The 15,126-nt window shown below is 61.8% G+C and carries 10 protein-coding genes; 3 read left to right on the top strand and 7 right to left on the bottom strand.

All coding sequences use genetic code 11. The features are described 5' to 3' along the window. Window positions 1–174: 174 nt before the first annotated feature. From BL8807_RS04185 to BL8807_RS04165, 5 genes are all read right to left on the bottom strand, one after another. Window positions 175–3,282 carry a glycoside hydrolase family 3 N-terminal domain-containing protein gene (locus tag BL8807_RS04185; protein WP_072724392.1) on the bottom strand — a complete coding sequence of 1,036 codons (3,108 nt, stop codon included), beginning with the start codon at window positions 3,280–3,282 and terminating at the stop codon, window positions 175–177. 95 nt (window positions 3,283–3,377) lie between these two features. Further along, window positions 3,378–4,739 (bottom strand): sensor histidine kinase, encoded by a 1,362-nt coding sequence (locus BL8807_RS04180; RefSeq protein WP_072724394.1) that lies wholly within the window; start codon window positions 4,737–4,739, stop codon window positions 3,378–3,380. Beyond that, the gene (locus BL8807_RS04175; RefSeq protein WP_072724496.1) at window positions 4,726–5,454 is read right to left on the bottom strand and encodes a LytR/AlgR family response regulator transcription factor; all 729 of its coding nucleotides are present in this window, start codon (window positions 5,452–5,454) and stop codon (window positions 4,726–4,728) included. Before BL8807_RS04175 ends, BL8807_RS04180 begins: the two co-directional genes overlap by 14 nt. Window positions 5,455–5,757: 303 nt before the next feature. Then, on the bottom strand, window positions 5,758–7,158 hold the full coding sequence (locus BL8807_RS04170; protein WP_072724396.1) for a GHKL domain-containing protein: 1,401 nt from the start codon (window positions 7,156–7,158) through the stop codon (window positions 5,758–5,760). Beyond that, the gene (locus tag BL8807_RS04165; protein WP_226847475.1) at window positions 7,155–7,877 is read right to left on the bottom strand and encodes a LytR/AlgR family response regulator transcription factor; all 723 of its coding nucleotides are present in this window, start codon (window positions 7,875–7,877) and stop codon (window positions 7,155–7,157) included. Before BL8807_RS04165 ends, BL8807_RS04170 begins: the two co-directional genes overlap by 4 nt. Window positions 7,878–8,078: 201 nt before the next feature. Between BL8807_RS04165 and BL8807_RS04160 the strand changes: the two genes are divergently transcribed. The 3 genes from BL8807_RS04160 (at window position 8,079) to BL8807_RS04150 (ending at window position 11,904) form a co-directional block, all read left to right on the top strand. Further along, window positions 8,079–11,003 (top strand): glycoside hydrolase family 3 C-terminal domain-containing protein, encoded by a 2,925-nt coding sequence (locus BL8807_RS04160; protein ID WP_083570132.1) that lies wholly within the window; start codon window positions 8,079–8,081, stop codon window positions 11,001–11,003. 375 nt (window positions 11,004–11,378) lie between these two features. After that, complete coding sequence (locus BL8807_RS04155; protein ID WP_072724400.1) at window positions 11,379–11,699, top strand: hypothetical protein; 321 nt, start codon at window positions 11,379–11,381, stop codon at window positions 11,697–11,699. Window positions 11,700–11,712: 13 nt separating this feature from the next. Continuing rightward, window positions 11,713–11,904 carry a hypothetical protein gene (locus BL8807_RS04150; RefSeq protein WP_072724402.1) on the top strand — a complete coding sequence of 64 codons (192 nt, stop codon included), beginning with the start codon at window positions 11,713–11,715 and terminating at the stop codon, window positions 11,902–11,904. On the opposite strand, the gene BL8807_RS04145 is transcribed toward BL8807_RS04150, so the two are convergent. Together BL8807_RS04145 and BL8807_RS04140 are read right to left on the bottom strand one after the other, a co-directional pair. Further along, a complete protein-coding gene (locus BL8807_RS04145) occupies window positions 11,901–12,515 on the bottom strand; it encodes a hypothetical protein (protein ID WP_072724404.1) in 615 nt (204 codons plus the stop codon). The two genes, BL8807_RS04150 and BL8807_RS04145, sit on opposite strands and share 4 nt — an antisense overlap. A gap of 13 nt (window positions 12,516–12,528) precedes the next feature. Beyond that, the gene (locus BL8807_RS04140; RefSeq protein WP_072724406.1) at window positions 12,529–14,973 is read right to left on the bottom strand and encodes a glycoside hydrolase family 2 TIM barrel-domain containing protein; all 2,445 of its coding nucleotides are present in this window, start codon (window positions 14,971–14,973) and stop codon (window positions 12,529–12,531) included. Window positions 14,974–15,126: the final 153 nt, after the last annotated feature.

Here is a 15,126-nt window from a genome sequence, read left to right as displayed (position 1 = left end):
AGCGCAGCGGAGCGGAGTCGAAGGATCTCCGCGAACGAGATTCCTCGACTCCGCTCGGGATGACGGGATAAGTTCCATTCAGGATGAGGGAACCTATCCACTAAATATGATGCAAAGGGGGCGGGCGCCTTGTGGGCGCTCCACCCCTTGCAGAGAAACAGGAGAGACGTTTATTTACTGGTTGTTGGCTTTGGCCTCCTTCTTCGCGGCCCTACGATCGGCGCGGCGCTGTTTGCGGGCGGCGACGCGGCGGATCGTCCACGGCAGCCAGCGCCACACGGAGAAGAAGGCCAGCAGGGCGAGCAGCACGCCGCACACCGTGTTGAAGGCGACCTGCATCACCTTCATCTGGTTGTAGAAGGTGAACTTGGCACCTGGCATCGCGCCGTTCATGCACTTCGTGTTCGCCACGGTGTACAGCAGGTGGTGCATGGCCTGACGGGCGTAATGGTAGGTCGCGGAATCGTTCAGGTCGAGCTCCTCGCCGGAGGGGTCCTCCGAGACGTTGAGTAACTTGATATCCGCTCCGGCCTCCAGCATCTGGTAGGGGCTCATGAACACGCCGGTGTTCGCATTGTCCGTGATGATCAGGCCGTTGAAGCCCCATTCGTCACGCACCAGCTCCTGGATCAGCGAGTGGTTGCCGCCCGCCCACGTCGCGCCGACGCGGTTGAAGGAGGTCATCAGCGCCATGGAGACCGGAACCTCGGCGGTGGCGTTCTCATAGGTGCCGTCCGCGTTCTGTTTGACGTAGTTGATCTCCTGGTCGCCGAGCTTCATGCACATCTCGAAGGGCTTGACGTACATCTCGCGGATCGCCTGCTCGTTCGACCAGGTGGTCACGGAATAATTGCCCGGACGGTCGCCGCGGTGGTTCTCCTGATCGTTGAGCGCGAAATGCTTGATGTAGGAGTAGACGCCCTTGCTCGCCGCGCCCTTGACCTCCAACGAGGCCATCATGCCGGACATGAAGGGATCCTCGGAATAGTATTCGCCGTTACGGCCGGAGAAAGGGGTGCGGTGGATGTTCATCGCCGGCGCGTACCATCCGTCCGCACCGCCCAGCAGCGCCTCGTTGCCCATCATCTCGCCGAGCTCCTCGGCCAGATCGGCGTTCCAGGTCTGCGCGAGCATCATGATGCTGGGATATCCCTTGCCGGTGCCGCCGTAGAACCAGCCGTTGGCGGCGTCGGCGTCGGTCTGGAAGGGCTTCTGGACCGAGCTGATGTAGTCCACGCCATAGCCGGAGAAGTAAATCAGCTGGGTGTAGTCGTCCTTGGTGAGCTGGTCGAGCAGGTCGTCCCACTGGGCGTCGTCGTAGTCGAGTCCGCGCATGTCAGCGACCGTCAGACCATTGTTCGCGCCGAAGGTCGGGGTGTCCGTGATTGAGTCGCGATCCACGTCGGTGCCGGAATCGGTGCTGTCCAACTGGGCGATCAGCTCGTCGCTGGCGGGTTTGACCCACGTGCAGGAGGCGTTGTTGCCGTCTGCGTCCGTGCAGTTGATCTCGTTGCCCCAGGTGTTGATCTCATCCGAAGCCTCGCCGTAACGTTGCGGGAACGTGCCGGTCCAGTCGGAACGGGTCAGATAGGTGACCTCCGGATCGGAGGCGTCATCGAACAGGTTGGTGATTTCAACGCCGGTTTCAGTGTCGGTGGCGAAGGTGGTGGTGTCGACCTCCGTGTTCTGGGGAGTCCAGCTGGAGACCAGAGCGGCGTCGCCTTCGGCGGTCATGCCGTCGGCCACGGTCATGCCCTTGTCGGCCAGAATATTGTTCACCGCGGCGTTCGCGTCGGTCGCGGCGGTGAAACGGTATTCTCCAGCGTCGAGGATGTAGGTTTTCGCGGTGGTGTAGTCGTACGACTTGAGCTGGTCCTTGGCGAAGGTGATCTCCACGGTTTCGCTTTCACCGGGCTGGAGTTCCGCGGTTTTACCGAAGCCGACCAGGCTCACGGACGCCTTCTCCACGGCGTTGGCCTTGTCATAGTCGGTGTAGGGGCTCTGCGCATAGAGTTCCACCACGTCCTTGCCGGCCACGTCACCGGTGTTGGTCACGGTCACGGTGGCGGTGAACTCATCGCCGTCGTTGGACACCGCGAAGTCGGTCCACTCGAAATCGGTGTAGCTCAGGCCGTAGCCGAAGGGATACACGACCTCGGCGGCGTAGTCGTAGTCGCCGGCGTTGCCCTGGCCCAGCACCTTGTCCTCATAGCGGGTCTCGTAATACTTGTAGCCCACGTAGATGCCCTCGGCGTAGTCCACATAGTTGTACTTGGTGAGGTTGCCGTCCTCGTCGACATACTGGAAGCTGCCGAAGTTCTGGGCGGCCGGCGAAGCGAGCGCGTCGGCGGCGAAGGTATCGACCGTCTTGCCGGAGGGGTTCACCTCGCCGGAGAACACCTTGGCCAACGCGTTGGTGACGTCCTGCGAATACACGATGGCGTGGATGCTGGGATACTGCTCCACCCAGCCGAGCTCCATGCCCGCGCTGGACTTGACCAGCAGGATCACGTTGTCGTAGTTGTCGTTGAGGTATTGCAGGATCTCCTCTTCGGTGGAGTCGAGCTCGATGTAGCTCTTCTCCTTGTCCTCCTGGCTGTCGGCGTGGTTGTACATCGAGCGGGGCATGTCACGGCCTTCGCCCACCACACGGTTGAGCACGTAGACCGGAGTGGTTCCCTCGACGGATTCCAGCAGTCCGCTTTCGCTTTCGAGGGCGGACAGCGGCGCCTCGTTGATGCGGAAGTCCTCGGCGTCGCCATAGTTGATGGAGCCGGACGCCAAGCCGTAGTCGGCGCCCGCGCCGGACTCGTAGTAGTTCCACAGCGTCTCGTTGACGCCGAATCCGGCGGCGGTGAACGCGTCCTTGAGGGTCACGGTTTCCTGGACTCCCAGATATCCCTTGGTCAGCGACGAGCCGTCCACACTGTTGGCGCTGAAGAAGCTGAATGTGGTGTCGGTGGACATCGGCAGTGTGTCGTTGTCGTTCTTCAGCAGCACGGTGCCGTCTTCGGCGATGCGGTCGTAGAGATCGTCCTCCGCCGCGCGGATGTTGTCCTGCGTGTAGTCGGCGGTGTAGTACTCCGTGTTCACACCGCTGGTGTCGGCATTGCCGTTGTCGACGCTTTGATGGTTGTAGCCCATCAAGCTGGAGATGAGTTTGTTGGTGCTCAGCTGCGGATTGATCATCACCATCGCCACGATGATCACCGCGGCCACGGCCACGGAGATCACGGTTTTGACGATGCGCACGACCAAAGCCGTCTTGTTCTTCTCGCCCATGAGTGGTTCCTTTTCGTGTTCTCTGTTCTACGAATCGCCGTCGTCGGCGAACTCGTGATACCCAGCTTCGCGAAAAAGAGATCTTTTTGGTCCGTTCACGCAAGATTCAGCGATTTGGAGGCACGAACGACATCGGGCATCGGCAACAGCATGTCCAATACGAACACGCCGTCGGAGGCATTCACCGTCATGGCCCCACCGTATTGCTCGGCCAGCATGCGCATCGACTTGGTGCCGAACCCGTGGTATCGACTGTCTCCCGTTGTGGTGCGGGGAAGGCCGTCGTCGAATTCAAGCACGTCCTCATAGGGATTTTCGACATGCACCACCAGCATGCCCCTGCTCTTGCGCACGGTCATTTCGATGACGCGTCGGTCCGGATTGTCGATGCGTCCCACCGCTTCGATCGCGTTGTCCAACGCGTTGCCGAACAGCGCGTAGATGTCGGCGGGCCGCATGAACGACAACGCCTCCCCATCGATGATGCGTTCGAATCGGATACCCCGCTGCTCCATAATCAGCGATTTGCCCGCCAACAGCACATCCAGCGGTTCGTTTCCCGTCCGTACCGCGGAATCATAGATGCCGGCCAAGGCGCTGAGCTCGCTGATCTGCTCCCGCGAAAGGCTTCCGCCCAATGACGCCAGCTGCTTTTTAAGATCATGCGTTTTGACATTGATCAGGTCGATGGTCTCACGATCGTTTTCCAACTGCGTTTTCTGCTGATGCATCATCCGGCGCAGCGCCTCGCTGTCACGTTCGGCGCTTCGCCGGTTCACCAACTCCACCAACACCACCATGACGAACACACAGACGAAGAATCTCATCAACAGCATCAGAATCTCCAGCACGGGCGGATAATCCGCCACCAACGCCGCCGACAGACTGTCGAACAGCACGGAAACGACGTTGATGCACAACAGCAATCCCAAGAACACCGTCACGATCCGCACGCCCACATGGTCGGGAGGTCGCCGGACCAACGGCCGGCCAAAGCACACGTATCCGATCGCGACCAGCATCGAGGACGAAGCCAGCCAAGTCAGCGCGCCGGGCCATGTGTTCGCATCGCCGATCAATGGAGTCAACGCCACCGCCATGATGCGGCTTCCGCAATACACAAAATGCTGCAACGCCAACATGGCCACCAAGTAGAACAACGCCTGCGACACGGTGATCGACCAGCACCACAGCAATCCGATATAGGCGCACGCATAAAGCGCGACGAAGCGTAGCATAGTGACCATTTCCATACCGAAATCCCGAATCGGCATCAACGCCAGATACGTCAACACGGTCAATGTGACGATGCAAGCCAGCGACACCGCCGCACGCATAACGAATCGCTCACGTCGGGGCAGCCACCACGCCACCACAACAGCGGCGACAATCAGTTCGAAGATGAATCCGTCGACGAAACGCAACGCGATGTACGCCGCCAACTCAAGCCTTGGCATCGCCCGCCTCCCTCCCAGCCACGGCCGCCATCGCCTCAAGGAAGGACCTACGGTACGCGCGTCCGATCGGCAACGTTTCACCGTTCACCAGCGTGATCTCATTGCCGGCGACCGCGGCGATATGCCGGATATTCACCAGAAACGCCTTGCCGCACCGTAGGAAGCCGTGCCGCGACAGCGCATCCTCGGCCTCGCTCATACTGCCAACCCCATCCACCACGCCGTTGGCGATGTGATAGTGCAGCGTATGCCGCTGCACCTCGATATAGGCGATGTCGCGCAACAGCAGACGCTGCGTGCCGCCGCGATGCGCCACAAGAACCGACTCCGCGTCGCGGTTGCGCAGCTGGACGGCGCGGGCGATTTTACGGTCCACATCGGCCGGTGAGAAGGGTTTGAGGATGTAGCTCAACGCGTCCACCTCATAGCCTTGCGCCGCGAACTGGGCCATATTGGTCACGAAAATCAGCACCGCGTCATGGTCGATCTCACGGAAGCGATGCGCGCCTTCCATGCCGTCCATATTGGGCATCTCGATATCCATGAACACGATGTCCCACTCGCCGGCCCTCAGCGTTTTCAGAAACCCGACCGGGTCCTCGAACACCGCCGTATCGAACGCGATTCCGTCATGCTTGTCGGCGTAGCCGCGCAGGCAGGCAAGCAGCTTGTCGGCGGCATCATCCTCGTCCTCGACCACAGCGACTCTGAACATCCCGGCCTCCGCTCCCTCGCACGCGTCGTTCACCCTCCCTCCACAATACCGTGTTCGCGTCAGCACTGACCGACGACCAAAGCCAACCACACCAACCACGGTTTCACGTCGCCTCAAACAGAACGAGATTGAGTTTGGTGTGTCGGATTCGCCGGACGAAGCCAATTTCCCACACCAAACTCGAGAATCAATCGTTCTACCCGAATCCGGCTCGACACCCCGCCACACCAAACTCGAGAACCCGGCCTGTATGCTCCTCATCATCACAGACGAAGCCGAACAACCCAGTCCGCAACGGCGGATTCACGACCGCGAGGCGACAAGGGAGATCTGGACGGTGAACACCGGCGGATCGGCGGTGACCAGGATGTCGCCGCCGTACCGACGGGCGATATGGCGGATGCTTTTGAGACCGAGACCATGCGAGGCGGCATCGGCCTTGGTGGTGACCGGCAGGCCGCCCCTCATCTCGACGGTCCCTTCGAAATGGTTGTCGACGGAGATGACGATAAGATCGCCGTGCTGACGCGCGCTGGCCGACACCACGCGCTTGTCGGGGTCGTCGAACCGCATCACATAGTCGATGGCGTTATCCAACGCGTTGCCGAGCATGGTGTACAGGTCCACCACGTCGATCGCCTCCCAATCGCAGCCGCCGAGCATGCAGGAGAGGCGCACCCCATGCTGCGTGCAGAAGAAATTCCGTTCGGTAATCAGCGTGTCCAACGCCTCGTTGCCGGTATTGGCGATCGAATCGTACAGATTCAGCGCCTGCTGCGCCTCGCGCACCATCTGCCTGCGCCGCTCGTCGCCGGCGAATTCCAGCGCCGCCACCTGATGTTTGAGGTCGTGCGTTTTGTGGTTGATGAAGTCGATGTTCTCGGTGAGCGTGCGGTACTGCCTCGTCTTCTGCTCGGCCAGCAGATTGAGCATGGCGCTTTCCTGCTGCAGCGCGGCGGTGCGGTAGATCGTGTATTGGAACACGAGGATGACGATGGCGATCACGCCGGCGGTGGTGGCGCTGAACCGCTGGATGACGTCCAATCCCTCGTCTGGGCCGATGCGCGCGAGCAGATTCGGCACATACCGCTCATTGACGCTCATCGATATGCCGGAGATGGCGCTGAGTATGGTGTAGTTCACCACATACAGCGCGCACAGACGCCAATCCTCCTGACCGGAGGGAATGATGTCGCGTTCGAACACCGGCGCGATGAACCGGGCGGCCAATGCGAGGAACAACGCGTAGATGACCACGCAGATAGCCATATAGGCCAGCGGATGCCGGTCGCTGAACTGCGGCAGCAGCACCACGAACAGCCAGTTGTGCACGAAGGCGGTGACGAACCGCTCCACGCATACGCCCAGCAGCCAGCGCGACATCGCATTCGTCCAGGAGATGTCGCGGCAGCAGACCACGACGAGCAGCGCCCACAGGAACGTCAGGAAGATCCAGACGCGCGCGAACAGGAACGGACTGACGCCGCCCCAACCTCCGTCGGAGGTGGCGGCCAACCCGATCGGCTGGATCACGGACAGCCCGACGCCCAGCAGCAGACAGACGGCCAGACGGCCCCGATACCAGCGTCGTTTCGGCACGCCGCGCGAGAAGATCCACACGGCGGCCAATACGGTGAACACGAAGCGGAACGCGCTGAAGAACGTGCACACGGTGTCCAGATTCCAAGGGAACAGACCACTCATAGCGGCCTGCCGCTCATCGCCGTGAGATAGGCCTGCATCAGTCCGGCCTTGTAGGTTCTGCCGACCGGAAGCGTCGCGCCGGCGCAGGTGACGGTCGATGCGGTGAGGGTGTCGATATGCCGCAGATTGACGAGGAAGCTTTTGTGGATGCGGTAGAAGCCGTGCGGCGCCAACGCCTCCGCCTGCCCGTTGATGCTGCCCCGCGCCTTGTGCACGCCTTCGACCATATGGAACAGCAGATAATGGTCGAGCACCTCGACGTAATGGATGTCACCCACCGACACCGAGCGCATGCCGTCGACGGTGTCGATGGCGACCACGGCGTCGGCGCGGCCGTGCGCCAGACGCCTCGCCTTGGTGAACTTCAGCGCGAAATCGTAGTACGACAGCGGTTTGAGCACATAGTCCGCGGCCGCCACTTCATATCCGTTAATCGCGTACTGCGCCATGTTGGTGACGAACACGATGGTCACATCCTCGTCCAGCGCGCGGATCCGGCGGGCGGTGTCCAGTCCGTCGGCACCGGGCATCTCCACATCCAACAGCAGCATGTCGTAGCGCCCGCGCTGGTAGTCGGACAGCAGCGCGTCCCCGCTTGGAAAATCGTCGACATCCAGCTCCAGCGCATGCTCGTCCCCATACCGCCGGCAATAGTCGCGCAGGGTCTCGCGCATCCGCGTCTCATCGTCCGCGATGGCGATGCGCATGGCCTCCAGCATGCCCGCTCACCTCCTTTGGTATGGCCCTGTGCCACCCCCACCATCGTAGCGTCCGTTCCCCGCACGCGCCGGTCCGCACGGGGTGTTCACGCCCAAAATCGGTTGTTCGCGACAAAGCGGCGCTCGCCCGCGACCGGATTTTTTACGATGGCACCACCCGCTTCCAATGAAGGAAGACGCTATGAGAGCAAGGAGTGAATCATGAACGATTCGCAGCGCACAGGCAAGAAACCGATGCCGTTGCCGGTTTCCATAGGCATGATCGTCATCGCGGTCATTCTGGCGGTGGCCACGGCCATCGGCAATGTGTACGCCAACAAATACTCGGATCTGATCTCGGTGTATTTCAACCAGCCGACCTCCAAAGTGGTGTCGGCGGAGGATGAGACCACCGAACATTTCACGTCGGATTACACCTCCGACGAGGAGCGCGAGGCCGCGCTGGGGGAGATCGGCACGGATATCACGCGTGAGGGCGCGACGCTGCTGAAGAACGAGAACGACGCGCTGCCGCTGGCCACCGGTGCGAGGATCTCCGTTCTGGGCCAGAACTCCGTCGACACGGTGTACGGAGGCGGCGGCGCCGGCTCCATCGACACCTCCTTGGCGGGGACGCTGTTGCAGTCCTTCGAGGACGCCGGTTTCGAGGTGAACCAGACGCTGGTCGATTTCTATGAGAACGGCGCGGGCAAGGACTACCGCAAAACCGCCACCGACGCTTACGGCGAGGGCGAGTTCGCGGTGAACGAGGTGCCGGTCGACGTGTATACGGATGAGGTGATGGACTCCTTCTCCTCGTATGACGACGCCGCCGTGGTGGTGATCGGCCGCTCCGGCAGCGAAAGCCAGGATCTGCCCTCCGAACCTCTGGCGTCGGGCTACACCTACCTGCAGTTGGATGACGACGAGCGCGCGATGCTTGAGATGGCCGCCGAACATTTCGACACCGTGGTGGTGCTGCTGAACACGCAGAACCCGATGGAGCTGGAAGCCTTGGAAAGCGACGGCGTCGACGCGGTGCTGTGGATCGGCGCGCTCGGCCAGACCGGCGCCACGGCGGTGGGCGAGGTGCTCAACGGCACCGTGAATCCCTCCGGACATCTGCCCGACACCTATGCGACCGACCTGGCCTCGGCGCCGTCCATGGCGAACTCCGGATCCTACGCCATCGCCAATGGCGCCGATCGCTTCACCAGCAGCTACATGGCCTACGCCGAAAGCATCTACGTGGGCTACCGCTACTACGAGACCCGCTATGAGGATGTGGTGCTCGGCAACGAGGACGCCGCGAACTACGACTACACCACGCAGGTGGCGTACCCGTTCGGCTACGGCCTGAGCTACACCGACTTCGAGTGGAGCGACTATGAGATGGACGAGACCGACGACGGCTTCGACGTGTCCGTGACGGTCGCGAACACCGGTGACGTGGCCGGCAAGGATGTGGTGCAGGTCTACATGCAGTCGCCCTACACGGACTACGACAAGGACAACGGCATCGAGAAGGCCTCGGCCGAACTGGTCGGCTATGCCAAAACCGGCAAAATCGAACCCGGCGAAAGCGAAACCGTCACCGTGCATGTCGACAAGGAGTCGATGAAGGTCTACGACGCCGAGGGCGAAGGCACCTACATCGTCGACGCGGGCGACTACTACTTCGCGGCCGGCAGCGACGTGCATGAGGCGCTGAACAACATTCTGGCGGCCAAGGGCTACGGCGTGGACGACGGCATGGATGCCGAAGGCGACGCCTCGTTCGCAGCGAAAACCACCGTGCACACGCAGGACAACCGCACGTACGCCACCTCCGCGGCCACGGGCAACGAGATCACCAACCAGTTCGAGGACGTGGATCTCACCACCTACGACGACTCCTTCACCTACCTGAGCCGCTCCGATTGGACCGGCACCTGGCCCGACACGTACGCCGACGGCACTTGGACCGCGCCGCAGGAGTTCGTGGACGCGCTGGCCGTCGACACGACCACCACCGAACCGGAGTCCGAGCCGGTCACCGATACGCAGAATTCCTCCTACGGGGAGCTCAACGTGTCCATGCTGATGGACACCGACTATGACGACGAGGCTTGGGACGCCCTGATCGAGCAGATGAGCGTCGACGAGCTCGACGAGCTGGTGCGCGTCGGCGGCTACGCCACCAAGTCGGTGGACTCCACCCAGCTTCCGGCCACGGTGGATAAGGACGGCCCCGCCGGCATCTCCTCCACGCTGGTCGGCGGCGAAAACGGCATGGGATACCCGCCCGAAGTGGTGATCGCCGCGACTTGGAACGCCGATCTGGCCGAACGTTTCGGCGCCGCCATCGGCGAGGACAGCATCGCCCTCGGCGTGGCCGTGTGGTACGGACCGGCCTGCAACATCCACCGTTCTCCCTACGGCGGCCGCGCGTTCGAATACTTCTCCGAGGATTCGTTCCTTTCGGGCGATCTGTGCGCGCAGGTCGTGGCCGGAGCGGCCTCGAAGGGCGTGGTCTCCACGGTGAAGCATTTCGCGCTCAACGACCAGGAGACCAACCGTATGGGCCTGGCGGTGTTCGCCAACGAGCAGACCGTGCGCCAGCTGTACCTGAAGCCGTTCGAGATGTCGGTGCGCGAGGGCGGCGCCTCCGCGATGATGGCCTCGATGAACCGCATCGGCTCGCGTTGGACCGGCGGCCACAAGGGCCTGATGACCAACACGCTGCGCGACGAGTGGGGATTCCAGGGCTTCGTGGTCACCGACCAGGCCTCGTATTCGGTGTTCGCCTACGAGGATCTGCGCGAGGGCTTGGAGGCCGGAACTGATCTGTGGCTCAACACCGACAACGAGCTGTGGAAGCTGTCGGACGCCGAGATGACCGACGGCGTGGTGGCCAACATGCAGCGCGCCGCGAAGAACATCAGCTACGCGCTGTCCCGCTCGAACGCGATGAACGGCCTGTCCGCCAACTCCACCATCGTCAAGGTGACGCCGCTGTGGCGTTGGGGAGTGTACGCGCTTGACGGCGTGGTGACGATCGGCGTGGTGGCCCTGTGCGCCGCCGCCACGATCAGCATCCTGCGCCGCCGCAAGCAGGCGACGATCACCGTCCAGTCAGGCGACGCCGACTCCGCCGACAAGCAGTAACCATCCTTCTCCTCTCATTGCACCAGGGACGCCCCGCCAAGGGCGTCCCTTTCTCGTTGAATCCCGTCTCCGACAAAACGAAATTGAGTTTGGTGTGTCCGGTTCGCCAGACAGAGCCGATTTCGCACACCAAACTCGAAATCCACTCCCAAACGCCCATCGTCACGGAACAAACCCTTCCGTCATCCCCTGACTGGAGGCCACCAGCACCTGTGGAAAACGAAAAGTTATCCACAAGTTATCCACAAGTTATCCACAACACGCCAAATTCTGTCTCTGTATTCACATACGTCGATCAGGCTTGACGATGCCGAAAATACAGTTTTAACGTAGATGCATCGGAACCAAGGAGTACGCGCAATACGAGGAGTAACTATGGGAACGCATACGGATACCAGTCCAAATTTCGCGTTGCATCAGAGACTGATCGAAGGACGAGCGCATCATCTTGATCCAAAACATGCTAGGCACGCCTGGCGCAATCAGTTCTATTCCCAGCTGCGACAGGACGATGAGGAAAAACTTATCGCCGTAGGCTATAACCCCGAAGGGAAACTGGTGGAAATGATCGCTCTGGACGTATCATCAAGTAAGGATGCAGGAGGCAATCCCTTGCGCGTGCTGTACCACGTCAACTGGGCGACGAAGAAGTTTTTACAAGAACTCGGATTGCCATCGTATATGGCGGAGATTTAAGGAGCTGATAGCAATGACAGGTGATCCAAACGCTCATGTGTTCGATTTTGAAAGCGAAGGGCAAAAAATCGAACGGGGAGAGTACGACTTCAGCGGCGGAGTCGGCACCGTCTTTCTGGACCGCTGGCCCAAAGACAAGATGACGCCGGAGATCATGGCGTTCCTCAAAAAGCAGGAGGCCGCTGGAAAGATTCGCTTCGCCTAAGCGCCGCCTTTCGCTTCGCCTTCGGGGAAGATGATTTTGTAGATGGGGAAGTAGATGACCATCTGCACGCCGCCGTTGATCACGGTGATGAGGATGTTGTAGACGGCGGGCGAGAAGAACCGCCGGCACAACGGCACGTACAGGCCCATCAGGAAGCCGCACACGATGGTGATGAGCACGAACGCCACCACATACCAGGCGATCTGGTACCACACGTTGCCCTTCGATTTGAAGGTGATGTTGCGTTGCATCGGGAAATTCACGCATTGCGCGATGAACAGCGTGATCGCGAATGCCGCGAAATACCCCATGCCGCCGGTTTCGTCGCCGGTCACCGGATAGTCGAACACGTAGGTGTCGACCGGGCCGAGCCGCAGGTGGATGAGCTGCGCGGGGATCTCGCACCAGTCGGTGAACCGGTAGAACAGGCCGGGCAGGAAGGTGAGCATCACGTATTGCAGCACGGTGACGAACATCGAGAACGCGTAGAACATCACGAATTGCGCGATGAGCTTGTGCTTCGCGCCGAACCGCTCCCACCATGCGGCGAGCGGGTTGGCCGGACGCACGGCGGCTTTCTGCTGGGAATCGGTCGATTCATGCACCGACATGATGGGTCCTTTCTTATGCGCCTGCGATGGTGAGTTCGGCGGTGTGGGTGCCGTCGGTCACGGTGAGGACGACCGGCGTTCCGTCCGTATGGTCGGCACGTCCACCGCGCACCACGGCCAGCGCCTCGCCGTAGTAGGTTCCGGTTTTGCCGGTGACGAAGCTGCCTTTGTTGAAGGGTGCGGCGCAGCCGAAGCCGAGCAGCTCCCCGCCGGTGACGGAGGCGCGCAGGGTGCCGCGCTCAAGCGGTTTGGCGATGCCGTGCTCGTCGGTGTAGCGCACGCGCACGAAGGTCAGCTCGCGCCCCGCGTATTCCACGTCGGCGCGCAGTTCGGTGACTGCCGAGGCGCTGGTCAGCGCGCGGCGGCCGATCTCACGCCCGGAGGCGTCGTAGCTCACCGCTTCGAGCGTGCCAGGCTCGTACGTGCACGAGAATTTGGCGATGCAGTCGTTCCGCAAGGCCTTGCGTCCGACCTCACGTCCGTTGAGCACCAGCGCCACCTCGGCGGCGCACGCGTACACCTCGACGTTCGCGGCGCGCCCCTCGCAGCCGTTCCAGCTCCACGAATCGGTGGCGTTGCTCATTTTCCACGCGCTGGGGGAGTGCTTGTCGCCGGTGTGGTTCACCGGCCATACGGCCAGATAGGGGCCCGGCTCGGCTTCCAATGCCACACGCGTGTATAGGGCCTCGCCAAGCGGCTTGCCGGTCAGATCCACACGGCCCGATCCGGCGGTGAGCCAGCCGAATCCGATGTTCAGCGTCGCATAATCCTCGTATTCCCACGCGCCGACGCCGGTTTCGCCGATGTAGTCCATACCGGACCACACAAAGTCGCCGATCAGACGCGGATTGCGCTTCGCCATCTCGCGGAACTGGTAGGCGTCCGAGCAGAAGGTCTCCGAGCCGAGAATCAGCCGTTCGGGATATTTCGCCAGATCATGCCGGTACCGTTTGATGCCGTAGTTGTAGCCGGCCATGTCCATGGCGGCGTAGGCGTCGCGCGTCACCCAGTCGCAGAACGGCAGGGTCGCGCCGGTTTTCATGAAGTCCGCGCCGAACAGTCCGGCCATATTGTTGAAGAATTCGGAGCCGACCGCCTTGTGCTTCTTGGGCGCGGCACCGGCGGCGAGCCGCTTTTCGGCGGCCTCGGCCTCCTTGGCGGCCTTCTTGTCGGAATACTGGCCGAAGCCGACGGAACTGAGGAAATTGAAGAAGATGTTCACACCGCAGGTCACGGGGCGTGTGGGGTCGAGCTCATGCAGATGGTCGGTCATCGCCTGGGTGAGCGCGATGCCGCGTTTCTGCGCGGTCTCCGACACCTCGTTGCCGGTGGAGTACATGATGACGCTGGGATGGTTGCGGTCCTTCGTCACCATGTCGGTGAGATCCTGCCGCCACCACTGGTCGAAATGCTCCACATAGTCGTGCTGGGTTTTGTGGATGTACCAGTGGTCGATGTATTCGTCCATCATCAGCATGCCCTGCCGATCGCACGCGTCGAGCATGGCCTTGGAGCAGGGGTTGTGCGCGGATCGCAGGGCGTTGTATCCCTGCGCCTTCATCAGCGCCACCTTGCGCTCCTCGGCGTCCGCGTAGCAGCGCGCGCCGAGCACGCCGTTGTCGTGGTGCACGCACGCGCCTTGGAGGATCACCTGCTCGCCGTTGATGAGGAAGCCGTTCGCGCCCCACTCGATTGTGCGGATGCCGAAGGTCACGTCCAGTTCGTCGGTCGCACCGGAATCGGCGGTATAGTTCACGTGCGCGGCGTACAGGTTCGGCTGATCGGGCGACCACAGGCGCGCTTGGGGCACGTCCAGCGTCATGTGGCATTCCCGCATGGCGCAGGTCGACTCCGCTTCGCAGCCGGCGGCCGTGTCGGACTCTCCCAACGGCTGGCAGCGCACGCTCACCTCGCCGGGCGCGGTGGTTTCCACGGTGATTTCGATGCGTGCGGAATCGTTTTTGGGGTCGATGGATAGGGTGCGCACGCTCACGCCGTCCAGGGCGATATGCTCGCGCGGGGCGGTCCACAGCACGACCGGACGGTAGATGCCCGCGCCGGAATACCAGCGGCTGTTGGGCTGGTCGCTGTTGCGAGCGATGACGCGGATTTCGTTCTCCTCACCGACGCGCACGCGGTCGGTCAGGTCGACATGGAAGTTCGTATAGCCGTAGGGGCGGAACATGGCCTGTTCGCCGTTCACCCACACTTCGGCGTTGTGGTAGACGCCCTCGAATTCGAGGATCATCGTCTGGCCCGCGAGGCTCGCGTCAGGCGTGAACCGCTTGACGTATTCGTAGTCACGTCCCTCGAACCAGCCCGAATTCAGGCCGCTGGGGGCGAGTCCGTGCCGCTTTTCGCCGATCATCGCGTCATGCGGCAGCGTGACCGGGGCGAGAGGCTCGTCGGTGTCGAGGTGCCGCCAGGCCCAGTCGGCGTTGAAATCAAGATGCTTCATGGTCGTATGTCTTTCGTAGTGAGGGACGGGCAGGGATTCCCTTCGTCATTCCGAGCGAAGTCGAGGAATCCCAACGGAGGTTAGGGAAGGAGATCCTTCGACTCCGGCTCCGCCTCCGCTCAGGATGACAGGAGGAAGGCCCCGCTCGGGACA

The sequence above is a fragment of the Bifidobacterium lemurum genome, assembly GCF_014898175.1.
Classification (GTDB): Bacteria; Actinomycetota; Actinomycetes; order Actinomycetales; family Bifidobacteriaceae; genus Bifidobacterium; species Bifidobacterium lemurum.
Note: the sequence above shows the minus strand (reverse complement) of the source record. Positions and strands in the feature narration are given on the sequence as shown.